The 25,746-nt window shown below is 44.3% G+C and carries 23 protein-coding genes; 17 read left to right on the top strand and 6 right to left on the bottom strand.

Features of this window, described 5'->3' with window-relative positions; genetic code table 11:
- Positions 1 to 31 precede the first annotated feature (31 nt).
- The 3 genes from mutL to WG943_RS13200 all read left to right on the top strand — a co-directional run bounded on the left by mutL (position 32) and on the right by WG943_RS13200 (position 3,727).
- On the top strand, positions 32 to 1,897 hold the full coding sequence (gene mutL, locus WG943_RS13210; RefSeq protein WP_340409662.1) for a DNA mismatch repair endonuclease MutL: 1,866 nt from the start codon (positions 32 to 34) through the stop codon (positions 1,895 to 1,897).
- A 129-nt stretch (positions 1,898 to 2,026) separates the two neighbouring features.
- The gene (locus WG943_RS13205; RefSeq protein WP_340409660.1) at positions 2,027 to 2,806 is read left to right on the top strand and encodes a rhomboid family intramembrane serine protease; all 780 of its coding nucleotides are present in this window, start codon (positions 2,027 to 2,029) and stop codon (positions 2,804 to 2,806) included.
- A 9-nt stretch (positions 2,807 to 2,815) separates the two neighbouring features.
- Complete coding sequence (locus tag WG943_RS13200) at positions 2,816 to 3,727, top strand: rhomboid family intramembrane serine protease (RefSeq protein ID WP_340409659.1); 912 nt, start codon at positions 2,816 to 2,818, stop codon at positions 3,725 to 3,727.
- Between the two features lie 242 nt (positions 3,728 to 3,969).
- Here the strand turns inward: WG943_RS13200 and mdh are convergent, their stop codons facing one another.
- Together mdh and tilS are read right to left on the bottom strand one after the other, a co-directional pair.
- Entirely contained in the window at positions 3,970 to 4,911 is a 942-nt protein-coding gene (gene mdh / locus WG943_RS13195; RefSeq protein WP_340409657.1) for a malate dehydrogenase, read from the bottom strand.
- A gap of 172 nt (positions 4,912 to 5,083) precedes the next feature.
- Positions 5,084 to 6,415 (bottom strand): tRNA lysidine(34) synthetase TilS, encoded by a 1,332-nt coding sequence (gene tilS / locus WG943_RS13190; protein WP_340409655.1) that lies wholly within the window; start codon positions 6,413 to 6,415, stop codon positions 5,084 to 5,086.
- A 123-nt stretch (positions 6,416 to 6,538) separates the two neighbouring features.
- On the opposite strand from tilS, the gene WG943_RS13185 reads away from it, so the two are divergent.
- The 9 genes from WG943_RS13185 (at position 6,539) to WG943_RS13145 (ending at position 14,759) form a co-directional block, all read left to right on the top strand.
- The gene (locus tag WG943_RS13185) at positions 6,539 to 8,155 is read left to right on the top strand and encodes an OstA-like protein (RefSeq protein WP_340409653.1); all 1,617 of its coding nucleotides are present in this window, start codon (positions 6,539 to 6,541) and stop codon (positions 8,153 to 8,155) included.
- An 80-nt stretch (positions 8,156 to 8,235) separates the two neighbouring features.
- Positions 8,236 to 9,066, top strand: coding sequence for an outer membrane protein assembly factor BamD (locus WG943_RS13180; protein WP_340409651.1), 831 nt, complete (start codon positions 8,236 to 8,238; stop codon positions 9,064 to 9,066).
- An 11-nt stretch (positions 9,067 to 9,077) separates the two neighbouring features.
- Positions 9,078 to 9,407, top strand: coding sequence for a DNA-directed RNA polymerase subunit omega (locus WG943_RS13175; protein WP_340409650.1), 330 nt, complete (start codon positions 9,078 to 9,080; stop codon positions 9,405 to 9,407).
- 9 nt (positions 9,408 to 9,416) lie between these two features.
- Positions 9,417 to 9,977 carry a flavoprotein gene (locus WG943_RS13170; protein WP_340409648.1) on the top strand — a complete coding sequence of 187 codons (561 nt, stop codon included), beginning with the start codon at positions 9,417 to 9,419 and terminating at the stop codon, positions 9,975 to 9,977.
- Positions 9,958 to 10,620, top strand: coding sequence for a bifunctional phosphopantothenoylcysteine decarboxylase/phosphopantothenate--cysteine ligase CoaBC (coaBC, locus tag WG943_RS13165; protein ID WP_340409647.1), 663 nt, complete (start codon positions 9,958 to 9,960; stop codon positions 10,618 to 10,620). Before WG943_RS13170 ends, coaBC begins: the two co-directional genes overlap by 20 nt.
- Positions 10,613 to 11,518: a type IX secretion system protein PorD gene (gene porD / locus WG943_RS13160; RefSeq protein ID WP_340409645.1), complete on the top strand. Its 906-nt coding sequence runs from the start codon at positions 10,613 to 10,615 to the stop codon at positions 11,516 to 11,518. Before coaBC ends, porD begins: the two co-directional genes overlap by 8 nt.
- A gap of 73 nt (positions 11,519 to 11,591) precedes the next feature.
- Entirely contained in the window at positions 11,592 to 11,822 is a 231-nt protein-coding gene (locus WG943_RS13155) for a hypothetical protein (protein ID WP_340409643.1), read from the top strand.
- A 248-nt stretch (positions 11,823 to 12,070) separates the two neighbouring features.
- Entirely contained in the window at positions 12,071 to 13,750 is a 1,680-nt protein-coding gene (gene recN / locus WG943_RS13150; RefSeq protein ID WP_340409641.1) for a DNA repair protein RecN, read from the top strand.
- 196 nt (positions 13,751 to 13,946) lie between these two features.
- Positions 13,947 to 14,759: an enoyl-ACP reductase FabI gene (locus WG943_RS13145; RefSeq protein ID WP_340409640.1), complete on the top strand. Its 813-nt coding sequence runs from the start codon at positions 13,947 to 13,949 to the stop codon at positions 14,757 to 14,759.
- Between the two features lie 128 nt (positions 14,760 to 14,887).
- On the opposite strand, the gene WG943_RS13140 is transcribed toward WG943_RS13145, so the two are convergent.
- Together WG943_RS13140 and WG943_RS13135 are read right to left on the bottom strand one after the other, a co-directional pair.
- On the bottom strand, positions 14,888 to 15,262 hold the full coding sequence (locus tag WG943_RS13140) for a cupin domain-containing protein (RefSeq protein ID WP_340409639.1): 375 nt from the start codon (positions 15,260 to 15,262) through the stop codon (positions 14,888 to 14,890).
- Between the two features lie 14 nt (positions 15,263 to 15,276).
- Positions 15,277 to 15,513 carry a Kazal-type serine protease inhibitor domain-containing protein gene (locus tag WG943_RS13135; protein WP_445323639.1) on the bottom strand — a complete coding sequence of 79 codons (237 nt, stop codon included), beginning with the start codon at positions 15,511 to 15,513 and terminating at the stop codon, positions 15,277 to 15,279.
- 197 nt (positions 15,514 to 15,710) lie between these two features.
- On the opposite strand from WG943_RS13135, the gene WG943_RS13130 reads away from it, so the two are divergent.
- The 3 genes from WG943_RS13130 (at position 15,711) to WG943_RS13120 (ending at position 17,345) form a co-directional block, all read left to right on the top strand.
- Positions 15,711 to 16,121, top strand: a complete 411-nt coding sequence (locus WG943_RS13130) for a YtxH domain-containing protein (protein ID WP_340409638.1) — start codon at positions 15,711 to 15,713, stop codon at positions 16,119 to 16,121.
- A 166-nt stretch (positions 16,122 to 16,287) separates the two neighbouring features.
- A complete protein-coding gene (locus WG943_RS13125) occupies positions 16,288 to 16,608 on the top strand; it encodes a YtxH domain-containing protein (RefSeq protein ID WP_340409636.1) in 321 nt (106 codons plus the stop codon).
- Positions 16,609 to 16,856: 248 nt separating this feature from the next.
- Entirely contained in the window at positions 16,857 to 17,345 is a 489-nt protein-coding gene (locus tag WG943_RS13120; RefSeq protein WP_340409634.1) for a YtxH domain-containing protein, read from the top strand.
- Positions 17,346 to 17,418: 73 nt separating this feature from the next.
- On the opposite strand, the gene lysS is transcribed toward WG943_RS13120, so the two are convergent.
- Positions 17,419 to 18,960: a lysine--tRNA ligase gene (gene lysS / locus WG943_RS13115; protein ID WP_340409632.1), complete on the bottom strand. Its 1,542-nt coding sequence runs from the start codon at positions 18,958 to 18,960 to the stop codon at positions 17,419 to 17,421.
- Between the two features lie 268 nt (positions 18,961 to 19,228).
- Complete coding sequence (locus WG943_RS13110; protein ID WP_340409630.1) at positions 19,229 to 20,257, bottom strand: hypothetical protein; 1,029 nt, start codon at positions 20,255 to 20,257, stop codon at positions 19,229 to 19,231.
- A gap of 313 nt (positions 20,258 to 20,570) precedes the next feature.
- Here WG943_RS13110 and WG943_RS13105 point away from each other — a divergent pair, with 313 nt between their 5' ends.
- Together WG943_RS13105 and WG943_RS13100 are read left to right on the top strand one after the other, a co-directional pair.
- Complete coding sequence (locus tag WG943_RS13105) at positions 20,571 to 21,728, top strand: trans-sulfuration enzyme family protein (protein ID WP_340409629.1); 1,158 nt, start codon at positions 20,571 to 20,573, stop codon at positions 21,726 to 21,728.
- Positions 21,729 to 21,962: 234 nt separating this feature from the next.
- On the top strand, positions 21,963 to 25,718 hold the full coding sequence (locus WG943_RS13100; protein ID WP_340409628.1) for a T9SS-dependent choice-of-anchor J family protein: 3,756 nt from the start codon (positions 21,963 to 21,965) through the stop codon (positions 25,716 to 25,718).
- Positions 25,719 to 25,746 lie beyond the last annotated feature (28 nt).

The raw sequence follows: 25,746 nt of genomic DNA, 5'->3' as shown, positions 1-25,746 counted from the left end.
AATATAGTTATAAAGGAAACTGATTTACCGGATGCCCGACATCATACACTTATTGCCTGATTTCCTTGCTAACCAAATTGCCGCCGGTGAAGTGGTACAGCGCCCTGCTTCAGTTGTGAAGGAGTTGCTGGAAAATGCCATAGATGCCAAAGCAACAAGTATACAACTAATTGTAAAGGAAGCAGGAAAGCAACTTATCCAACTGGTAGACAATGGCATTGGCATGTCTGAAACAGATGCCCGTATGTGTTTCGAACGCCATGCAACCTCCAAGATCAGCACAACCGAAGACCTGTTCCGCATCAGAACAATGGGCTTTAGAGGAGAAGCTATGGCATCTATAGGTGCGGTAGCGCAGGTAGAGCTTAAGACAAAAACCAAAGATGCTGATACAGGTACTAAGTTGCTAATAGAAGGATCTGCGGTGGTGCTGCAAGAACCTGTTGCAACGCCAGAGGGTACCTCTATTTCTGTTAAAAACCTGTTTTATAATGTGCCTGCACGACGCAACTTCCTGAAAACAAATGCTGTGGAGATGCGGCATATTCTGGATGAGTTTCAGCGGGTGGCACTGGCTTACCCGGAGGCTGCTTTTAGTCTGTACCACAATGATGTGGAGGTGTTTAACCTGCCAGCTACCAAACTGAGCCAGCGCATTGTGGGCATACTTGGCAGCAACTACAAAGAGCAGATGGCTTATTGCGAGGAAGACACTTCGTTCTTAAGCGTGAAAGGCTATGTGGGAAAACCAGAGCATGCCAAGAAAACACGTGGCGAGCAGTTCTTCTTTGTAAACAACCGTTTTGTGAAGAGCGGCTACCTGAACCATGCAGTGATGACGGCCTTTGAAGGTCTGTTGCCAAAAGACAGCCATCCGTTTTATGTGCTGTTTATAGAGCTGGAACCGGAGAAGATCGATATTAACGTGCACCCCACTAAAACCGAAATCAAGTTCGAGGACGAGAAAACGGTGTACGCCATTGTGCATGCAGCTGTTAAGAAAGCTTTAGGCACCTATAATATAGCACCATCTCTTGATTTTGACGGAGACGTAAACTTTGCCCCTTTGCAGCCGATACGCGTGCAGGGTGGGTTTAACGAGTTTGACAACGAAGACAGAACCTCTTCCGGCAACAGTGGGGGAGGGAGTACATCTTTTCCGGGCTTTACACCGCCGGCTTCGGCCAGAAGGGCAACTTCCAAAGGTTGGGAGCAGCTGTACGAGCCAATGCGCAACGACCCAGCTCAGGAAGAGCGTGTAAGCTCAGCTACCTCAGATATGGGCCTGCTGGACGATGCTTTTGCAGCCGAATCAATAGGAGCTGGTAGTGCAAATAAGGCTATCCAGGTACACCAAAAGTACTTGCTGGTGCAGGTAAAGTCTGGGATGATGATCATAGACCAACAGGCGGCGCAGGAGCGTATACTTTACGAAAAGTACATTAGCTCGCTGCAGAAGAAAACAGGTGCCTCGCAGGCTTTGCTTTTCCCGCAAACTATAGAGCTCTCACCGGCAGATGCTATACTTGTAAAAGAACTAGCTGGCGAGTTTAAGGATATAGGGTTCCAGTTCGAGGATTTTGGAGGCAATACGATTATACTAAACGGTATTCCAGCTGATGTACACGCTGCCAACGAAAAGGAGTTGCTCGAAGAACTAATCGAGCAATACAAAAACAATTTGACTACGTTAAAGCTTGATAAAAGAGAAAATCTGGCAAGGGCTATGGCAAAACGCTTGGCATCAAGGTCTTTAGCGCGCATGTCTGACTTTGAGATGAATTCGCTAGTTGATAAGCTGTTTGCCTGCCAGGTGCCAAACTATACGCCAGGCGGGCAGAAGACGTTAGTCATTATGGAGCTAAGTCAGTTGCACGACCTTTTCCTAAAAGGATAGTAGTTAATTGTAAAATTGTTGATTGTTTAATAGTTGAGTCGGAAGTAGCTTAATTTAAAACACTACTACTGATTTAAAGTATAAGAATGGGCTTAAGCTTGGACCTATACTTATAAAAAGAAAAATCGCATGTTCAACATCACCCCAATGGTCAGAAATCTCCTGATCATCAACGTGGTCGTATTTATACTTCAGGACAGGCTGTTCCCGACCGGGCAGTTTGCTTTGTACCACTTTAGCTCTGAGTTTTTTCAGCCGGTACAGCTGTTTACGCACATGTTCCTGCATGGCGGCTGGGCACACGTGTTCAGCAACATGTTCAGCTTGTTTATCTTCGGGCCATTGCTGGAGCGCTTTTGGGGGCCACAGCGCTTCCTGGCTTTTTACCTGATCACTGGTTTTGGAGCAAGTTTGCTTTACACTGGGGTTAGGGCTTATGAACTGAACCAGGTAAAAGAAGATGCAGCAGCTTATATAGAAAGCCCTAGCCCAATGGCTTTCTACAACTACCTAGAAGACCATTTTGAAGGAAGGTATGAGCGGCAGTTCGTGGTAGAGTACAGGCGCAATCCAGATAATCCGACTTATGTAGAAGAGAGCAAAAGAGCGGTAAAGGAGATTTATAATAGGTTAATAGATGTGCCAATGCTGGGTGCCTCTGGTGCTGTGTTCGGTATACTGATGGCTTTTGGATTGCTGTTTCCGAACCTCGAACTTATGCTGCTGTTCTTTCCGGTACCCATAAAAGCAAAGTACTTTGTACTGATGTATGGCGCCTTTGAGTTATACTCCGGGTTTAACCGCATGCCCGGCGATAACGTAGCACACTTTGCACACCTTGGCGGTATGTTGTTCGCGTATATACTTGTAAAGATGTGGCATCGCAGCGATTATCAGGATAATTACTAACGACTACTAATGAGCATTTTTGAAGATATAAAACACTCTTTCAGGCAGCCAAACAACACACTTAAGCAGCTTATCCTGATTAACGTGATCGTGTTCCTGTTCTTTCTGATCATTGGCACACCTTTGAGCTGGATGGGATTCTCCTGGGTAGAGCAGATTACACTTTATTACCTGTCCCTGCCTTCAGATCCAATGGAGTTTATACTGAAGCCCTGGACACTGATCACTTACTTCTTTACCCACGAAGGTTTCTTTCACATCCTCTTTAATATGCTTAACCTCTACTGGTTTGGCATGTTGCTAAACGAGTACTTAGGTAACCGTAGACTCCTGAGCCTTTACATTTTGGGGGGCATCGCTGGAGGACTGCTTTATATAGCCATGTATAACCTGTTACCAGGCTTCTCTGCAAGAAGCGCAAACGCACAGTTAATTGGGGCATCTGCCAGTGCGTTGGCCATAGTGGTGGGTGCAGCTACTTTGCTTCCTAATTATACTTTTAACCTGCTGTTGATTGGTCCTGTAAAGATAAAATGGATCGCAGCTGCTCTTGTGCTGATGTCGTGGGCATTTGCACGCGAGGGAAGCGGAAACGCAGGAGGTAACATTGCCCACTTAGGGGGAGCGCTTATTGGTTGGATCTTTGTAAAACAGCTGCAGCGGGGCATCGACCTGGGCCGACCTATACTAGCGATCACTGATTTCTTTGGTAATCTGTTTAAGAAACGTCCTAAGCTTAAGGTAACTCACCGTGCCGCCAATCCTTTCTCCAATGGCCGTAGCACCACTACTACCCAGCCAAGCGGTAAACCAAGCCAGCACGAGATAGACCGTATATTGGATAAGATCTCCAGCTCAGGTTACGAAAGTTTATCTAAAGAGGAAAAGCAAAAGCTGTTTCAGGCTAGTCAGAAGGAGTAGAACAGATCCTGCTTCATTAAGATTTTACAAGCCAATCCTGTTCAAGGGTTGGCTTTTTTTTCGGTAGTTACCGCTTTCACCCACCCCTATCCCCTCTTTAAAAATCAAGGAGGGGCTAAGGGGTGGAAGCGGCACTGCAGGTAATCCTAGAAATACATTAAACCCATTAACCTGCTTTCAACAAAAAAGCGCCGCTTCTGTAAAGGAGCGGCGCTTTTAAATCAATAAGTATACTTTATGTATTAAGCTTTGGCAGCGTTAATGTTGTCAAGCGCGTCCATTACTTCTTTTACGTGACCGCGAGATGTCTCAAGCAGTTGCTTCTCATCTTCGTTCAGGTCAAGCTCAATAATTCTTTCGATACCGTTCTTGCCAAGTATAACTGGTACGCCCAAGTATACACCGTCAATGCCATACTCACCTTCAAGTTTCACACAAACCGGGAATACACGACGCTGGTCACGCACGATAGCCTCTACCATCTGAGCAGCTGCCGAACCCGGTGCATACCAGGCAGAAGTACCCATCAGTTTTACAAGCTCGCCACCACCGTTTTTAGTGCGCTCAACTATAGCATTCAGTTCTTCTTCGCCGATCAGCTCCGTTACCGGGATACCGCCAACTGTAGTGTAACGCGGAAGCGGGACCATTGTATCGCCGTGGCCACCCATCAATACTGCTAGGATGTCTTTCGGAGATACGTTCAGCGCCTCAGCAAGGAATGCTCTGTAACGCGCTGTATCCAGGATACCGGCCATACCCATTACTCTTGTGCGTGGAAGCTTAGAAGTAATGTGTGCTGCGTACGTCATTACATCAAGTGGGTTAGAAACCACGATGATGATCGCATCAGGTGAATGCTTTACAATATTTTCAGTTACTGATTTTACGATGCCCGCGTTAGTTGAAATAAGGTCGTCGCGGGTCATGCCTGGCTTGCGTGGCAAACCAGAAGTGATCACAACTACATCCGAACCAGCAGTTTTGCTGTAATCGTTTGTTACACCTACTGTGCGTGTGTCGTATAGGTTGATAGGGGCTTTCTGCCAGATATCAAGCGCTTTGCCCTCAGCAAAACCTTCTTTAATATCCACTAAAACTACTTCGTTCGCGATTTCGCGGTAAGCAAGCACATCAGCGCATGTAGCACCTACGTTACCAGCTCCAACTACAGTTACTTTCATTATCGGATATACTTTATGTTAGTTTGAGAATTCGGTTATCTCCCGTAAAATTAGAAAAATCTATTATTAAAACCTTTGGTTTAGGACAAAAGACTATCAGACAAAGGATAAAAGATTTCTTCTGTACAATTTAGTCCTTTGTCTTTTGTCAAATCGTCCTTTATCGTGCAGTCTACGGCTTCGCCTGCACGCTTATTTCCACCACCCGTTCTGTCTTATCTGTTACTTTAAAGCGATTATCCAAGCGCTGGTTCACTATCCAGGCTATAGACTGGTCGGATACTAATACCAGAGTTTGGCTTTTAAGGTTGGCCGGTACTTTTTTATCAATTAAAAAGTCGCTGATCTTTTTCTTGCCGTTCATGCCTAGGGGTACAAACCAATCACCTTCCTGCCAGCTGCGTAGCTTCAACGGAAATTTTAATTGTTCAGCATCCAGAGCAGCCACATGCGGTTTAGTATTCAATTTATACTTGTCGGCATCGACATGCTTAAGCTTAAATACCAAGTTACCAGCTTCTACTTCGGTATCACCCTCTTTAATAAGTATACTTCCAAAGCTGCTTAGACTGCGTTGCGTAATTACCAGTTGGTCGCGGTCCTTTACTAATGTATGAGTCGGAGAGTCGAATTGCTTGCCAGATATACCATCCAACGCCTCTACTAACTCCAACACTACACTGTAGCTAAAATTAAAAGGGCGCAGCAGTTCATGCACCACCACCGGCAAGCCCGTGGCATTTTGCAGCGGTACCAGCGAAATATACCAGGCATTTTCGGCTTCTTTTATACTTTCCTGTCTTAGCTGGTCTATGTATGCAGCTACTATACTTTCAGCGTGGCTTACACGCTCGGCTGTATGCTGCATGGTCTCCTCCAGGCTGGGGTTTATCTCCTTTAGCACCGGAATTACCTCGTGTCTTATTTTGTTACGCTGGTACTTGGTAGTCTCGTTAGAGCTGTCTTCGCGCCAGATAAGTTTGCGGCTGGTTACCAAGTCGTATATGTCGTCTTTGGTAATGGTAAGCATAGGCCGGATAATGTGCCCGTTTTTTGGCGGAATACCATGCAGGCCAGCAATGCCGGTGCCTTTGGTAAGGTGCAGCAATATGGTTTCGGTCAGGTCGTTGCTATGATGGGCAGTGGCAATGTAGTCGTAGCCTTCTTGCTGGCGCACTTGTTCAAACCACTCGTAGCGCAGCGTGCGGGCAGCCATCTGTATCGAAAGTTTTTCCTGCTCGGCAAAGGCGCGGGTGTTAAAATTTTCGGTAAAGAACGGTACATCATACTGCTTGGCAAGCTTTTTGGCGAACAGTTGGTCGGCTTCGGCTTCTTCGGCACGCAGGCCAAAGTTGCAGTGGGCAACGGCAAAAGTATACTTTAGCTGGTGCAGCACTTCGCAAAGCACTACCGAATCGATGCCGCCGCTAACGGCCGCTAATATTTTACTGTCGGGTTGGCAAAGGTTTTGCGCTTGTATAAAACCTGAAACTTTCTGTAGCATAAAGCAGCGGCTGGTAAAATTTTTATAATTTTGAAGTATAAATTAGACGAAAGACTGTTAGATGAAAAGCAAAAGAAATAAGTCCTTTGTCTCAGCGTCCTTTGTCCTTTGTCAAGAATCTAAATGAACTATACAAAATTACTGTTTTCTATTGTCTTTACCCTGCTTTCGGTGGTGGTTTTCGGACAACAAAGGCCACGGCAGGCACAGCAGCAGGGTAGTAGAGTAGAGCTGCAAGGCGCCGACTCTCTGGTAGGTGGCACTTTTAATGGGCAGCGCATCGACAAACTGATTGGGAACGTGCAGTTTAAGCAGCGCGATGCCGTTTTGTTTGCCGATTCAGTTTATCAGTATAAGGACCGAAACTTTCTGGAGGCTTTTGGAAACGTTCGCATCAACCAGGCCGATACTGTGAACATGCGTGGTGATCGTGCCACTTACGATGGCAACACACGCATGGCAAAAATGATCGGCAATGTGGTGATGACAGACCCGCGCATGACACTGAACACACCCAGCCTGGACTACAACTTAAATGAAAAAACGGCTGTGTATACAGAAGGCGGCACCATTGTAGACCCTGAAAACCGCCTGGAAAGCCGCCGTGGCACGTATGATACCCGCTCTAAAATGTTCACGTTTCAGCAGGATGTGAAGGTATTTACAGCAGATTATAACATAGATGCTCAGAATATGCGCTACAACACCTTGAGCAAAATTGTATACTTTCAGGGGCCGACTTTTATCCGGGGCCAGCAAGGCGACCTGTACGCCGAAGAGGGCACATACAATACTATAACTAAAGTCTCGAACTTTGGCCGTAACGCTTATATTCTTACAAAAGAATACAGGCTGGGTGGCGATAAGCTATATTATGATGAGAACCGTGGGTACGGCTACGCTGAGAAAAACGTGTCGTTGCGTTCGCTTAAAGATGATGTAACCATCAGGGGGCAGGTTGGCCGCTATTGGCGCGACAGAGGGGAGGCCAAAGTGTACGGTAGCCCTGTAATGGAAACTATACTTGATAAGGATACTTTATACTTATCTGCAGATACGCTCTATTCTCAGGAGGCTAAGGGTATAAGAGTGAAAAGTATGCTGTTTGCTTACCCTAATGTAAAGATCTTTAAGAAAGACTTGCAGGGCAAAGCCGACTCGTTGAGCTATAACCGCACCGACTCCGTGATGCACTTTAATCGCAAACCAGTGCTATGGAGCGAAAACAGCCAATTAGTATCTGATACTATTCATGTGCAGTTGCGCAATAAGACCATAGACAGGATGTACATGTACAGCAATGCCTTTATCTCTTCAGAGGATTCGCTAAAGAACTATAACCAGGTAAAAGGGCGCAACATGGTAGCTTATTTTCAGGAGGGTGACATCAGACGGGTAAATGTAAACGGCAACGGTGAGAGTTTATACTTTGCCCTCGAGGGGGATAGTGTGTTAACAGGTATGAACAAAGCCATCTGCAGTAACATGGTTTTAAAGTTTGCAGAAAATAAACTCAACACGATATCGTTCTTGGTGCAGCCGGATGCAAGTTTTATTCCGCCGCACGAACTTCCAGATTCGGAAAGGCGCCTGCAAGGTTTTAATTGGATGGCAGAACTTAGGCCTACACGAAAAGATGTATTTGCGCCAAGGGCACCACAAAAAGCAAAAGCGCCAGCCAAAAAAGCTCCGGCTGCTAAACCGGCTACTAAAAAGGGTGCTAATACTAAGAAGAAGTAGTAAGTAACGTTTAGTCGGGTATTTTGCCCATTTATTTCAGTTTTGTAAATCACATAGATATTGTATAATTTTGCCCGTTCATGAATAGAGGCTTTTTACATACCGTCGTAATTGTAGGCTTGTTGCTAGTTGTTTCCGGCTGCAGCAATTTTCAGAAGCTTTTAAAAAGCGACGACGTAGACAAGAAATACAAGGCTGCCCTTGAGTATCACAAAAAAGAGGACTACTACCGCGCCAACCAACTGCTGGAACAGGTAGTACCTTTGCTTACTGGTAGCGAAGAGGCCGAGCAAGCAAAGTTTTACCTGGCAGATACACACTATGAACTAGGTGATTATCTGCTGGCAGATTTCCACTTCAGAACGTTTTACCAGACGTACCCACGCAGCCCGCTGGCAGAGCAAGCCATGTATAACCAGGCACTTTCTTTGTACAACCAGTCTCCAAGCCACGAGCAGGACCAGACAACTACGCTTACAGCCATTGAAGCGCTGCAGGAGTTTATGGTGCGCTACCCAACCAGCGATCGTATTGCAGAGGCCAACGAACTGGTGGAGGAGCTGCTGAAAAAGCTGGACAAAAAGTCTTTTGACAATGCTCGTTTATACTATCAGCTGCGTTACTGGAGATCAGCTGTAGTGGCATTTGATAATTTCCAGAAAGAGCATGCATCGTCGCCTTACAGCGAGGAGGCAGCTTATTTAAAGCTGGATGCGCAGTACCGTTTTGCTATGGAAAGTATACCGGGCAAGCAGGAAGAACGTCTGCAGCAGGCTGTCGATTACTACCAAGGTTTTATAGATCAGTATCCTGACGGCAAATTTACGCGTAATGCTCTGGATGTATATGAAAATACACTGGCAGAGCTGGAGAAAGTTAAAAAGTTAAATCAAGCACAAGCAAATTCTTAAGTATAAAATATATGGCATCAGTTCCATCATCAATTGTTACACGCAACATGGCCGACTTCGCAAAGGAGACTGGCAACGTTTACATGTCTGTGGCTGTGATCTCTAAAAGAGCGAACCAGATTGCAGTGAAGCTGAAAGAAGAGTTGAACTCTAAATTGGCTGAATTTGCAACTACTGTAGATAACCTGGAGGAAGTGTTTGAGAACCGTGAGCAGATCGAGATCTCTAAATACTACGAGCGTTTGCCAAAGCCTACCAGCCTTGCTATTGAGGAGTTCCTAGAGGAGAAAGTATACTGCCGTATACCAGACGAAGAAACAACAGAGGAAAGCTCCCTGTAATACAGGCCGATGCTCCGGCAGAAAAAGATCATATTAGGAGTTTGTGGAAGTATAGCTGCCTATAAAGCGGCTTTACTGGTTCGCCAGCTCATAAAAGCAGAAGCAGAAGTGCAGGTAATCCTGACCACTTCTGCTTCTGCTTTTATTACTCCTCTTACACTGGCAACACTCTCTAAAAAACTAGTGTTAACCGAGTTTGTAAAAGACGAAACCGGCACCTGGAATAACCACGTGGACCTGGGCCTTTGGGCTGATGCCTTAGTAGTTGCCCCAGCCAGTGCCAACACGGTGGCCAAAATGGCTAATGGCTTTTGCGATAACCTCCTTACCGCTACCTATCTTTCAGCACGTTGCCCTGTGTTTGTAGCGCCTGCCATGGACCTGGATATGTACCAGCATCCGTCAGTGCAAAATAACTTTACGAAACTGCGCGGCTACGGCAACCGGGTAATTGAAGCAGGCTATGGTGAATTGGCAAGTGGTTTAGTAGGGCAGGGACGTATGGCAGAGCCGGAAGAAATTGTTCAAGTGCTTCAGAATTTTTTTGCAGGTGATACAAGATTCGTTTAAAGGCAAGACAGTAGTAATAACAGCAGGCCCAACGTACGAGCCAATAGATCCGGTGCGTTTTATCGGGAACCACTCTACTGGTAAAATGGGTTACGCTTTAGCAGCGTGCTTTGCAGCACATGGTGCTAAGGTGCAGTTAATTTCTGGTCCTGTGAGTATAAAAGCTAACGATCAAAGTATAAATGTAACCTCTGTAACCACTGCCGACGAAATGTACGCCGCCGTGAAACAGCTGGCACCGACAGCCGATATTATGGTGTTTGCCGCCGCCGTAGCTGATTACAAGCCTAAAGTTTTTGCAGACAAAAAAATTAAAAAAAGCGGCGACGAACTTACTATAGAGTTGGTTAAGAACGTTGATATAGCAGCGGCACTAGGCAAAGAGAAAAAGGCAGGACAATTTTCGGTGGGCTTTGCCCTTGAAACGCACAACGAAAGCGCCAACGCCCGCGAAAAGCTGCAGAAAAAGAACCTGGACATGATCGTGCTAAACTCGCTGAACGATCCGGGGGCAGGCTTTAAGCACGACACGAACAAAATAACGATCATAGAAAAAGACGCTACCACTGCTTTCGATCTTAAACAGAAAACAGAGGTAGCCCAAGATATAGTAAACCTGATTCACAAGCGTATAAATGGTTAAGAAGATACTTGCTTTGTTGATGTTTTGCCTGACAGCCTGGACAGCCAACGCCCAGGAGCTGCAGTGCGATGTTGTAGTTAACAGCGAGCAAGTACAGTACACCGATAGGCAGCTGTTCACGGATATGCAGACCCGCATTTTCGAGTTTATGAACAACCGCCGCTGGACCGAACAGGCTTACCGCCCTGATGAAAGAATCAAATGTCGCCTACTCATTAACCTGACAGAGATGCCGGAAATTGGCATTTTCAAAGCTAACGTGCAGGTAGTGTCGGTAAGGCCGGCTTATGGTACAGGTTACGAATCCACGCTTTTCTCTTTTATCGATAAAGACTGGACGTTCCAGTTCAACACCGCACAGCCACTTGATTTTGCAGAGAACAGCTATACTTCCAACTTATCTTCGATGTTGGCATTTTACGCCTATATGATTATTGGCATTGATAACGACAGTTTTGGTCGTTTAGGAGGCGCACCCGCTTTTGACAAAGCAAGGGGTATAGTTAACCTGGCGGCCTCGCAAGGTGCAGGTTATCAAGGCTGGAAAGCTTTCGACAGCAATCGTAACCGTTACTGGCTTATCGATAACATGCAAGACCCGCAGTTCCTACCTTTCCGCGAAGGGCTTTACAACATGCACCGCCAGGGCCTGGATATTATGGTGGAGAACCCAGAGAAAGCACGCCAGTCTGTGATTACGGTTCTGGAAAGTGTGCAGCGCCTGCAGCAGCAAAAGCCAAACTCAGCGGTGGTACGCTCCTTCTTCGATGCCAAAGCTGATGAACTGGTAAATATGTTCAAGAACGCTGCGCCGGCTCAAAAGCAACAAGCTTATACATTACTCTCCCAAACCGACCCCACCAACAACACCAAATACGAAGTTTTGCTAAAACGCTAAAATTTTTAGAATTCCGGTAAAAGGGTGTAACTTCACAGCGGCAGAACAAGCTGCCAGAAATTATACTTATACTATGGGCAAACGCCAGGTCCGTATCTTCCGAAACGATTTACAAGAACACTTGTCTGAATTACTGCAGCAGCCTGTAGTACAGGTGGTGCTACGCAATAAAGTAGTATTAGCTGGTTCATTATCAAGTATAAACGCAGATAAGTTGCAGTTAAAAGACTTCCGTTTTAATAAGCATGAGTTTAACTTGGATGAGGTAGAGGAGGTAATCTACGACATAGAAGCTTCCTACTAAAGATGCGGGTGTATAAGTCGATTCCTGTTTTTAGGTATCAAGCAAGAGTCTTTTTCTCAGAGAAATTAAGCTAGTATTATTAGTAAAGCAGACGCCTTTTACACAAGTACAGAGATTTCCTTTATCTTAAGCAGCAATTCAAAGTATAAACTATACTTCAACATCATTTAAAATAATTACAGAATTAGCGAACTTTAGCATAGGCAAAAAGCCTTTCATTTTATGCCTATAGTCTCGAGACTACTTATATGCTGATAGATCTTAAAATAAAAAATTACGCCCTGATCGAGAAACTGGAGATGAATCCTTCTCCGGTGCTTAACATTATTACAGGCGAGACCGGTGCCGGTAAATCCATTATGTTGGGCGCTATTGGTTTACTGCTGGGCAACCGTGCCGACTCCAAGCTACTGTTTGATCAGGAGCAGAAGTGCGTGATTGAAGGAGTGTTTGATATCTCGTCGTACAATTTGAAGGAGGTTTTTACTGCCGAAGACCTGGACTATGATGACCAATGTATACTTCGCCGGGAGATAAGCCCTAGCGGTAAGTCACGTGCTTTTGTGAACGATACCCCTGTAACGCTGGACGTGATCCGTAAGATTGGTGAAAACCTAATGGATATCCACTCGCAGCATGACACCCTACAGTTAGGCGATACCAGTTATCAGCTTAACATTCTGGATGTTTATGCCGGTAACACTTCGCTGGATATTTACGCAGGCAACTTGTCTTATTTAAAAGACTACAACGACACTTACCGCAAGTATAAAAAGCTGGACTCGGATTATCGTAAGCTGGAAGACCAGCTGGCGCAGGCACAGAAGGAGCTGGATTATCATACTTTCTTGCTGAACGAACTGGAAGAGGCAAACCTGCAGGAGAGCGAACAGGAAGAACTGGAGAACGAACTGAAGCAGCTGGAGAATGCTGAAGACATAAAAGTGAAGCTAACGCAGGCAGTTCAGTACCTGACAGAGTCTGAGTTTAACATTACTTCTGCTCTTAAAGACACAGCACACTTAATTAGTCAGCTGGCGCAATTCTCGCCAAAGTATGACGAGTTGCGCACCCGCACCGAAAGCTGCATGATCGAACTGAGCGATATTGCCGGTGAGTTGGAAGATGCTGAGCGCAAAACAGAAGCAGACCCGGAACGAACTGTAGAAGTACAGGAACGCCTGAATATGATTTATACTTTGCAGCGCAAGCACCAGGTACAGTCTAATGCAGAACTTCTGGAAATACAGCGTGATCTGGAGGGTAAAGTAGGTAGCGTACTAAACTTAGATTCTGCTATCGCCAGCACTAAAAAAGCAATGGAAGAAGCAGAGAAAGAAGTTCTTGGTAAAGCAGCCATACTTTCTGAGCGCAGGAAATCATCGTTTGGCCATTTTGAGAAAGAGCTTTATATTTTGCTTGCAGAGCTTGGTATGCCAAATGCCAGAATTGTTATCCAACATGCCAATACAGCACCGTCTGCCACAGGTACCGATGAAATAAGCATACTTTTTAGCGCGAATAAAGGAGCACAGCCACAGTCGCTGGTGAAAGCCGCTTCTGGTGGTGAGTTCTCGAGGTTAATGCTGAGTGTAAAGTATATGCTGGCCGATAAAACCGCATTGCCAACTATCATTTTTGATGAGATTGACACGGGTATATCCGGTGAGGTAGCCGTTAAAGTGGGTAAAATGATGCAGCAGATGGCGCAGAAGCACCAGATTATTGCTATCTCACACTTACCGCAAATTGCCGCCCAAGGCAATGCCCACTATTTTGTATACAAACATGACACCGAAGACCGCACCATCAGCCGTATTAAAAAGCTGAACAAAGAGGAACGCGTAAACGAAATTGCACACATGATTGCCGGCGCCAACCCAAGCGCCAGTGCTTTTAAAAGCGCTAAAGAGTTGTTGTCGATGTAACATATAGGAAGTAATAAAACAAAAGCCCTTTTCTACTTAGTAGGAGAGGGCTTTTTCTTTCTTGCAGGTACCTAGTCCAATCACATACGTTTACTACCTGTTCGCCAGAATGTAAGCGACTTGCATCTTGAGTTATACTTAGTTATTGCTATATTGCCGGCTCAAATCTTTGAAAGTATAAAACAACGATAAAGACATGTCTTATAATCTGCTTAAAGGAAAGAAAGGAATCATTTTCGGAGCGCTGGACGAAAAGTCTATTGCCTGGAAAGTAGCGATGCGTGCCAAAGAAGAGGGTGCTGAGTTCGTGCTGACGAATGCTCCGCTGGCTATGCGTATGGGTGAGATCAATAAACTGGCAGAACAGTGCAATGCACAAATTATACCTGCTGATGCAACTTCTGTGGAAGACCTGGAGAACCTGTTCTCTAAAGCACAGGAGATTTTAGGCGGTAAGCTGGATTTTGTACTGCACTCTATAGGCATGAGCCCGAACATCCGCAAGGGCAAATCTTACGGCGACCTGAACTACGACTGGTTCCTGAAAACGCTTGATATATCTGCGCTGTCTTTTCATAAAGTAATGCATGTAGCCGAGAAGCAGGATGCCATGAACGAGTGGGGTTCTATTGTAGCCCTTTCTTACATTGCAGCACAGCGCGTATTCCCTGATTACACTGATATGTCGCAGGCTAAGGCAGTGCTAGAGTCTATTGCACGTAACTATGGTTACCGTTTAGGCCGCAGCAAAAAAATCCGTGTAAATACTATTTCTCAGTCTCCGACTAAAACTACTGCAGGTACTGGCGTAGGAGGCTTTGATGCGTTCTACGATTACGCAGATAAAATGTCGCCGCTTGGAAACGCTTCTGCAGAGGCTTGTGCTGACTATACTATTTCGCTTTTCTCAGATCTTACGCGTTACGTAACCATGCAAAACCTGATGCACGATGGTGGATTCAGCAGCATGGGTATCTCTGAGGATATTGTTGAAATGATCAGCAAGTAATTCTTAAAAGTATAGTTGGGCGAGAACCCGGTAAGTTTATAAAAGAGAAATCCCCTGCTAAACCATAGCAGGGGATTTCTCTTTTATAAGGTTTCTGTCAAACTCGCTGGCGCAGTTTACAAAAGCGGTTACTGCTCTTCTTCGCGGTGTACTGCATTAATATCGAAAGCGGGTATACATACCGACCAATACTCTGTTTCCTCGTCAAAGGGGTTAGCATAGCGGATGCGAGTACCGGCTTTGATAAGTATGGTCTCGCCTGCCTTCACTTCTACCTCTTCTCCGTCAATTTCGATAAGTTTTCGGCCACGGGTAACAATGGTTATTTCATCGAAGTCTGGAGTTTGGTGCGGCTCGCTCCAGTGCGGTGGTGCAACCATGTGTGCAACGCTGAAGTCTCCGGTACGGGTAGAGGCGTGCCCGAAGTGCTCTTCAATAAGCTTGCCGTCGGTGGTTGGTACCCTAAAGGGTTTTGTTTGCTTTATGTATTTTTTGTCGCTCATGTTACTGCTTGTTACTATTTAACTGGGCACTCGCCTTTGGTATAGGATGTTACACCGGCACGGTCTGCAACACAGGAGTTGCTGTATGTTTTGCCGTCGCAACCGCAAACAGGGTCGTATTGCATAGTGCACACAAGGTCAGGGTTAACTTTAGTTTCGTCGATACACGTAGCAGTTTCCTGGGCAGGTTTAGTGCAGGAGCTGCTAAACAGAAAGATTGCCATTGGAAGTATGGCAAAAAACTTATTCATAGTTTATACTTTATATATGATAGATGTTATACGATGTGTTACAGTTTTAAGCTAGCAACTAACCAAGTAGTGCTGAAGCCGTATGATATCTGAAGCGCAAAAATATCTAATTTTATCTGAATTAGGCTATGCCGTCAGAAATGAATAAAAGGTATAGTGCGCATTTGTACAAAACATAACTAAATAAAATAAAGCGCATGAATAACATGAACAACAACAACGGCAAAATTCTGATGGCAACTCTGGCAGGAATAGGTGCTGGCATTGCAGCCGGTGTTCTACTTTCGCCTAAAAACGGACAGGCAAACCGTGATGACCTGAAGCGCACCCTTAACAAAGCCGGAGATGACTTGAACAAAACAATTAAGAACTGGACAGAAAGCATCAAGTCTAAGTCGGGTAAAAGTAGCGCCCAGGATGACCAACTGGTAATGCATGGTTCCTGGGAAGATGTAAAGCGCCAGCTTAGACAAAACTATGATGAATTAACAGATGAGGATCTTTCTTACCAGCAGGGTAGTGAAAACGAGTTGCTGAGCCGTTTGCAAACCCGTTTGAACAAAACCAAAGATGAAGTGCTTAAACTTCTATCTGATTTAAGAAGCTAGCCTGCTATACTTTCTATAGGTTTAGTACTGGGCATTAAAACATTTTTTTATACTTTTATTTTTAAGTATAATAGTATTCTGTTGTATAGATATAACTTAATGCTACAGACTATCGTTATTTAAGAAAATAGTTAACAGATAAACTAATAAATTAATTATAACAACTATGAAAGACAATAGCGGAAAAGTGCTTTTAGCCCTTTTGGCTGGTGCAAGTGCAGGTGTAATAGCTGGCTTGCTAATGGCGCCTGATACTGGCGAGGCTACTCGCGGAAGTGTTAGAAAATGGGCTGGTAAGCTTAGCAAAGACCTGGAGAAGAACCTGCAGGCAGGCCTTGACGAGATCAAGAACATGAGCAGCAATATGGGTAAAACCGGTTCTGATAATAATGGTGGCGATACATCAGGTAGATCTGGTGGCGCTGGCACAACTGGTACTTCAGGTGCTGGCAGCACAGGCGGCACTACTACAGGCGGCAATGCTTAACTAATAAACTGATTACGTTTTAGATAGCAATATATCGTTAATAAAGCCGAAACTATTTTATAGTTTGCTGAGGCGGCTGACGATACATTGTAAAAGCGCCTGCTATACACGTATAGCAGGCGCTTTTGTATTAGTACAGCTTTCAGAACTTTAACCTTGCACGGCTGTATACCGTTATTAAATCTACAGCAAGGCACAATAAGTAGCTTTGCATCTAAGTTTAGATTGTAAACAAATACTGTATAACTATGAGAACGAAAATGGAAACCAGATCCCTGGGAGAGGAAAGATCAACATATAATACAAACTCGTCGGTACGCCAGATGAGACAGCAGACTCCTGCATCTAAAAGAATGAAAGGAAGCAGTGGGAATGCAACAGGTGCAGTTGCACTAGGGTTATTAGCAGGTGCTGCAGCTGGTGCTATAGCCGGTATTTTGATGGCTCCTGATAAAGGTACAGCAACTCGTAAAAAGGTATCTGATTCTGCAAGTAAATGGGGCGACCAGTTAAGTAAAGGCTATTCTGCAACTAAATCTAAAGTAGAATCTTGGACTGGTAAAAAAGAACCTTACAAGAACCCTAACCTGAGCAAGAACCAGCCAGGCAGTACAACTGCCGGTAGCTCTACAACAGGCGCAGGTGGCACTACAGCCAGCACTGGCGCTAATAAGAATTGGGATGATACCGAAGTAAACAGAATGATCAACGATTCCCGAAAAACACCGGGTTTATAAGAAATAGATAAGTTATAAAAAGAAAGCGCCCCGTACTGCTATGGGGCGCTTTCTTTTTATAAACAAAACGATACTAGTTATTTTCTTCTTTCTTGTCATGCTTCTCCGGCTTCATCTGCGGGAAGAACAGCACATCCTGAATCGAGTTTGAGTTAGTCATGATCATGCTCAGGCGATCTATACCTACACCCAAACCTGCTGTTGGTGGCATGCCATATTCCAAGGCACGCAGGAAGTCTTCGTCAAGGGCCATTGCCTCTACGTCGCCTCGCTTAGCCAGTTCCAACTGCTCCTCAAAGCGGGCACGCTGGTCTACAGGGTCGTTTAGTTCAGAGAAGGCGTTGCAGATCTCTTTACCGTTACAGATCGCCTCGAAACGCTCTACCAAGCCTGGCTTGCTACGGTGCTTCTTAGCCAGCGGGCTCATCTCTACTGGGTAATCTGTAATAAACGTTGGTTGTATCAAGTATGGCTCTGCCGTCTCACCGAAAATTTCATCAATGATCTTTGCTTTACCCATCGTTGGATCAACGTGGATACCTAATTTCTGAGCTGCTTGGCGCAGTTCCGGCTCATCCATGTTAGAGATATCGATTTTTGTGAAGTGCTCAATAGCTTCGTACATAGTGTAGCGCTTCCACGGGCGGGCAAAGTTAATTACATTCTCACCTACCTGAACTTCTGTTTTACCATGTAGGGCAAGGGCAACTTTCTCTACCATTTCCTCCACAAGGTCCATCATCCAGTTATAGTCTTTGTAAGTAACGTAAAGCTCCATTACCGTAAATTCTGGGTTATGGAAGCGGCTCATGCCTTCGTTACGGAAGTCTTTCGCAAACTCGAACACACCGTCGAAACCACCCACGATCAGGCGCTTTAAGTATAACTCGTTGGCTATGCGCAGGTACAGCGTCATGTCCAGGGTATTGTGGTGCGTTTTAAACGGACGAGCCGCCGCACCACCGTGGATAGGCTGTAGAATTGGGGTTTCTACTTCCAGGTAACCTTTCTCAGACAAGAAGTTGCGCATAGTGCTTACCAGCTGCGTACGCTTCTTAAATGTATCGCGCACATGCGGGTTAACTACTAAGTCTACGTAACGCTGGCGGTAACGCAACTCCGGATCGTTAAACGCATCATAGACGTGCTCTACACCATTTTCATCTACTTCGCGCTTTACTATAGGCAGCGGGCGCAGCGACTTAGCCAGTACTGTAAGCTCTGTTACGTGCACCGAAATCTCACCTACCTGCGTTACAAATGCATATCCTTTTATGCCGATAAAGTCACCAATGTCAAGCATTTTCTTGAACACGGTGTTGTACAGGTCCTTGTTCTCGCCTGGTGCAATATCGTCTCTTGAAACATAGATCTGGATACGGCCCGTGCTATCCATAAGCTCGGCAAAAGAGGCTTTACCCATAATGCGGCGGCTCATCAGGCGGCCTGCCAGCGTTACTTCCTGGTAGTTGTTCTTTTCTTTATCAAAGTTCTCCTTTATCTCTTTGGCAGTAGCCGTAATCTCAAATGTTTCAGAGGGATATGGGTTAATACCCATTTTCTCCAGCTCTTCGCGCTCATGGCGGCGGCGCAGTTCCTGTTCGCTAAGTTGCATGCGATTTATACTATAGATGATATGTTCAAAATCAAGCTGCAAAATTGCTAAATAATCGGCAGCTTTTAAAGACTTAATTTGTGATTGTTAAGAGCTGGTTGTTAAATGGCAGGAAGGATAAATTGTTGAAGTGTATACAATGTAATTGAGAAGTATAGATCTTTGAATAAGTTTGCGATCTTCTCTCAGAAATTGTTGATGAAACAAAAAGCTCCTGCAAGTATAAACCTGCAGGAGCCAGAAGTATAAACAGGGATGTGGTGTAAGCTTAAGCTGCGTGTCCCAACTGGTACTCTTCGTCGCCGAAAAGTGGTTTGATATGCTCTTTTAACCTGGCTGCCACAAATGAATTTTGCAGGTAAGCCGGTAATTCTTTTACAAATGCCTCGTACTGCTGTATGCCCATTGCCTGTGCTACATAACTTTCGTGAATGCCGTTCAGGTAACTCACAATCTCTAACAGCGACTCATGAAAAAGCTTAAAGTCTATATCGGCTTGCACAAAGCGTTCTATTTCGCGGTGCGAAGAGGATATGCGCAAACGAGCGAGCAAATCGAACAACGTGGTATAGCCAATACGCCACGTTAGTTGCTGCCAGTGCTGTGGACCGAACTTCTGCAGCACCTCACCGGTTTTAGCACTCCGGATAGCTGTAGCAGAATTTGCCTGCACCTGCTGGCGTATACTTTTAGCTTTCTGGCGGCGTGTAGTGCGTAAAAACTGACCAATCTGTGCCTGGGCCTCCAACTCCTTGCCTGCAATCTGTAAACCGGGCTTGTAGTGCGACAAAGGCAAACGGTGTATGTTAAATTCGTCGTAATGGCCAGATGCGTAGAACCCAACCGCTTTCGGGTAAGCATTTTTTACAACTAACCTGCCAGCCTCGCGAAGTATAAGAGCCTCATTATTAGACTTGATGCCTCTGGTATACAGGAATGCCTGCAAACCAGAGAAGACTGTATAGTACGCCTGCGGGAAAGTCCAGTGTAGTGCGTTACGCATATACGCTTCGTCGCCGAGGGCAGCCGTAGTGCGTAGTGCATACTCAGTGCTCCAAGAGTTAAGCAGGTAGCGTTTTACCTTTTCTAGATCTTCTTCGTTTAGCTCAGCCTGCGATTCTTTAAGCAAAGTAAGCTGCTCTACCCCACTTGTTTCGCCATGTTGTAAATGATAATTGATAGCGAAAAAGTAGTTCAGAAACACCTGTGCCGGAATGGATTTATGCCACTCTTTATCTTGCTCAGCAGGCTCGTTTTGGTTAAGCTGAATTACATTATTTTCTTCTTTCTCTTTCATACTTTATCAACAATTCTGGAGGCTGTACAGTTGCAAAAGAGGCAATAAAATCAGGTGTTTTAAAGTGATTTAAACTATTGATTTACAGTCATTTGTATAAATATTTGAAAATAATTTATACTTGATGATGACACCGATTTTAAGTAACTGAAAGTATGGGGATAAAATGAGTTTGCGCTCTTCTGAAGTATGGCTGAGGAGTATAAACTCAGCTCATAAATTACTTTAAGTTTAGACAAAGTATGGCTGAGCAGGAAGCACTAAACAAGTAGTGGAAAATAAGAGTAAGAAGAGGAAAAATAAAGCAGGAACTATGGAGCTATCTTACATACTTAACGAGCTGGGAGAAGACAGGGAGTTATACTTTAATGCCGTTGCCCCACCTATTTTACAAACAAGTAACTTTGCGGCAAAAACTGTAGCGGACTTAAGGCATATGTTGCAGCATGAGCCGGAGGCGCACCTGTATACGCGGGGCAACAATCCCACTGTAACTATTCTGGAGAAAAAGATAGCTGCCCTCGAGGGAGCTGAACACGCCATTGCCTTCGGCAGCGGTATTGCAGCAGTATCGGCGGCTATACTTTCGCAGGTAAGCGCCGGTGATCATATTGTTTCTGTTAAAAAACCTTATACCTGGACAAATGCTTTAATGAAGCGGTTTCTGCCAAGATTTGGGGTAGAGGTAACCATGGTAGACGGTACAGATCCTGAAAACTATAGAGCTGCTATAAAGCCTAACACCCGCCTGCTGTACATGGAGAGCCCCAACTCTTATACTTTTGAATTACAAGATATTGCCGCCATAGCAGCTATTGCAAAAGAACATAACTGCACTACTATCATCGACAACAGCTTTGCCAGTCCTATTAATCAAAACCCAATCGCTTTGGGTGTAGACTTGGTAGTGCACTCGTGCACCAAGTATATTGGTGGGCATTCTGATGTAATGGGTGGAATAATTTGCGGGCCACGTGCTATGATAAACAAAATATTTGAACGCGAATACATGACCTTAGGGGCAGTGCTTTCGCCACACGATTCTTGGCTGCTTATCAGAGGATTACGAACACTGCCGATCCGTATGGAGCGTGTTGCGGCAAATACAAGGCAGGTGGTCGAATATTTAGTAAGCCATCCTAAAGTAGCGCATGTAAATTTCCCGTTTCTGCCCTTGCATCCGCAGTACGAACTTGCCCATAAACAACTACGCAATAACACAGGGCAGTTTTCCATTTTGCTCAAGACAAAGGACATCAGTAAAGTAGAAGCCTTCTGCAATAAACTACAGCACTTTTTAATGGCAGCCTCCTGGGGCGGGCACGAATCTCTTATCTACCCGATAGCTGCTGCTTACACAGTTGGAGGTTTAAAGCCTAGTCTGCCGTTTAACTTAGTACGTTTCTATATTGGCCTGGAAGCTCCGGATTACCTGATAAATGACATCGAACAGGCATTATCAGAGATATAGGTAGGCGGTGGTGTCTGTTTGAATTATCCTTTTCAAAGATATTTCAAGCATTTATAATGAATTTATTGTAATGAACTGATTCTTAATATATAGATAATACATAGTATAAAAATTGGAGTTAGCTTTGTGTAATGAATCAGGCCCTCCAGTCTTTTCTATGTGTTACCTGCTCTCGGGTAGGAGTGCCTGCATGTCTACGAAAATCAACCCAATTCAATTTTATAATCAACTTTTATGGTCAAACATTTACAAAAGCTATTCGCTCTTGTGCTGGTTTGTTGTGCCTTTTTAGGTAGCAACAATAAGGCGTGGGGGCAGGTAACATTAACAACTTCCCCTTATACCCAAAACTTTGATGGTATTGGTAGTGGGCTTCCTGATGGATGGTCAGTAAGAACAGGGGCTACTGCTAACTCTTTAGGTAACTCAGTAGCCTTTACATCTGCACAAACTGCATGGAGTTCTACTAGTGGACAATTTAACAACAGAGCTTCTCTTGATGGATTAGGAACTACTGCTAGCACAACTGAACAAAACTCTTCATCTGACAGAGCATTAGCAATTAGACAAACAGGAAGTTTTGGAGATCCTGGGGCTGCCTTTGTATTTAGTTTAGCAAATACAAAAGGATACCGTGGTTTCACAATTGATTTTAAGGCTCAGGAGTTAACTAACGATGGGCGAACTGTTACATGGACAGTAGATTATGCTGTTGGTGAAGAGCCTTCAAACTTCATCTCAACAGGTACAACAATCACAACTTCAGGTATAAAGTCAACAGCAGTATCAATACCGGTGAGCAATTTAACCGCCATTGATAATCTGGATGAACCTGTTCATTTTAGAATTGTAGCTCTATCTGGCTCCACTGGAGGTGGATCAAGAGATGTATTTGCAATTGATGATTTTACGTTGAGCTTTGAATCAGTAGATAGTAATGCTCCTGCTTTTATAGCACCAACTTCTCTTAATCTAGGTGATGGCGTAGTTGGAGCTTTACTTACAGGATCATATACCATTTCTGGTCGCAATTTAACAGGTGATGTTACTCTTGAGGCTTCTGCTTCCATTGAGATTTCTAAAAGTGCGGATGCAGGATATGCTAGTAACTTAGTTTTTACAGCTGCTGAACTAGCTGCTGAACTTACAGTGTATGTTCGTGCTACCTCTAGCACTGTAGGTGAATTTACTGGAACAGTCACTCATAAGAGCGATGATTTTGAGTCATCAGTTTTAAATATTACAGGCAGCTTTGCAAGCCCATACACACAAAACTTTAATAACTGCGGTACTACGCTTCCTGGTGGCTGGATGGCTTATAGTGTAACTGGCGATCAGGTGTGGGAATGTACAACTTTTGGAAGAAGCAATAATGCAGTTCAGATTAACGGTTATGCTAACGGTTCTAAAAACAATGAAGATTGGCTGATATCTCCTGCTCTTGATTTAACAGGTTTCAATATTCCTTTGCTTTCGTTCTGGACTAGATCAGCTTTTGTTGGTCCTGGGCTAAAGGTAATGGTTTCAACAAACTATGACGGTACAAGTGCTCCTACAACTGCAAGATGGAATGAGCTAGATATTGCGCTGCCAGCAGCCAACTCTGACGTATGGACTCAATCTGAATTTTTGTTAGATCAGTATAAGCAAGCATCTGTTCATGTTGCTATTGTATATACTTCGGTTGAAGGAAGTAATGGGTCTTCTCGCTGGACATTTGATGACTTCACTGTAACAGATGAGCCTTACAAATTTATTGCTGACAATGCATCTTTTGATTTTGGTACACTGGCACAAGGCAATTTTAGCGAAGCCAACTATGTAACTTTCAAAGCTCTTGGCTTTACAGAAGATATCGTTATCTCAAGCAATTTGCTTGACTTTGAAGTTTCTAAAGATAATGTTACATACGCACAATCAGTTACTTATACAGCCGAAGAGGCTGCCGAAGGCGATGAACTGTTCGTGCGCTTCCTGCCTAAGTCTACAGCGCTTCGTTTCGAAGGCAAAGTAACAGCTACATCAGGTGATGACTTTGTAATGGAACTTGGTACACTTACAGGTTCTTCTATTCTGAAGAACACCACACTTGACGTTGTTACATGGAACATGGAGTGGTTTGGTGCTGATAAAGACAAAGATGGAAGAGAGCTTGGCCCGGATAATGAAGAACTTCAGTACGCAAATGCGAAGAAAGTATTCTCTGATCTTGATGCAGACATCCTGGCACTTCAGGAAGTTTCTAATGATGATGAAATTCAGCGCTTAGCAGGTGAACTAGGTTATGAATATGTTGCTTCAAGTGCTTATTCATATTCATGGGATGAAACTTCAACTCTTACTCCGCAGAAGCTATATTTCCTTTATAAACCAGAAATAGCAAAGGTTAAGAAAGAAAAAGTACTTCTTGAGAAATTTTATACTGATGCCAGAAAAGGCCAATATGCTTCTGAGTTTACTAGCTACCCAGAGGGAGCCTCTAAGTTTTGGTCTAGCGGCCGTCTGCCTTTCATGGTAGAGTTCGAAACTACAGTAAACAACGTGAAGCAGGATATTACACTAATTAACCTGCACACAAGAGCCAACAGTGGTACAAACGTTGATAAGCACACACAGCGTAAATTTGACGTTGAAATGCTAAAAGACTCACTTGATGCATATTACGCAGGTAAGAACATTATTATACTTGGCGATTACAACGACGACGTGGATGTGTCAGTTGTAAATAACCTTCCTTCTACTTTTAAAGCGTTTGTGGATGATGAAGACTATGATGCTCTTACGTATGACCTAAGCTTAACGGGTGCTTATACATATGCATCAGGCCAATATGAGAGCTTCTTAGATCATATGATAGTTACTTCTACGTTATCTGATGATTATATTACAGAGTCTGTTACAATTGAAGATCAGTTCCTGAACAGCATCAGTAACTTCAGAAGCACGTCTTCTGATCATATGCCAGTTTCTGCCCGTTTCAATCTTTCAGCTACTCCAGCAGTAAGCTTTACTGAAGCAACAGCAACTAAAGCTGAAGATGCTGGTAAGTATAACGTGAGCCTTACCCTTTCTGAAGCACAGGCAACTGAGCAGACTGTAACAGTAAGTGTATTAACTGGCGGTTCAGCATCTGCAGCAGATTATATTGTAACTGGCGCTGAAGAGGGTTTGGTTACGGTAACGGTTCCTGCTAACGCTACAACTGCTACTTTTGAGGTAGAGATTACAGATGATAACCTGGTAGAGGCAAACGAGCAGGTGGTGTTTATGATCACAGGCAAGAGTGCCAACCTGATTATCGGTGAAGAGAGCACTTATACATTATCCATCACTGATAACGATAAGTCTGCTGTAAACTTTACTGCAGCAGCCTTAGAGATTAACGAGGAGTCTGGTTTAACAGAAGTTATGCTTGAATTAGATCAGGCAACTGTAGCTGAAGAGCAAATTACGATTTCTGTAACAAACGGTACAGGCGTAACTTACGGCACCGATGGCGACTATACTACAACACCTGCTGTTGATAACAACAACATCGTAGTTACAGTACCAGCTGGCGCTACATCTGTTAAGTTCAGTGTTAATATCATCGACGATGAGACAGCTGAAGAAAACGAAGTGATAACTTTCGGTATTGCTTCAGTAAGCAACAAGCTTATGATTGGTAGGACAGAGTCTACATTTGCTCTGACTATTGAGCGTAATGATGTTGTTACCGGTATTGCAGATGCTACAAAAGGTCAGTTTAGCGTGTATCCTAACCCAGCAATAAACTACGTAAACCTGGTATTGCCAGCAAAAGCAGCTAAAGGCAATATTGGCCTGAGCGTTTGGTCTATTGATGGCAGAAGAGTATTCGAAACAACTGGCAATTTAGATGCAGTTAATCAGAACTTGAACAGCAAAGTAAGCAACCTGGCCAATGGTGTTTACATTATCAAAGTTCAGGCTGGCAAAGAAGTTTACCAGACTCGATTAATGAAGAACTAAGCTGCTAGCTTACCATATAAAAAGAGCC

It is taken from the genome of Pontibacter sp. H249 (genome assembly GCF_037892465.1).
In the GTDB taxonomy this organism is placed as follows: Bacteria; Bacteroidota; Bacteroidia; order Cytophagales; family Hymenobacteraceae; genus Pontibacter.
The sequence above is the reverse complement of the archived record's forward strand: the minus strand, read 5'-3'. Positions and strand labels throughout refer to the sequence as shown.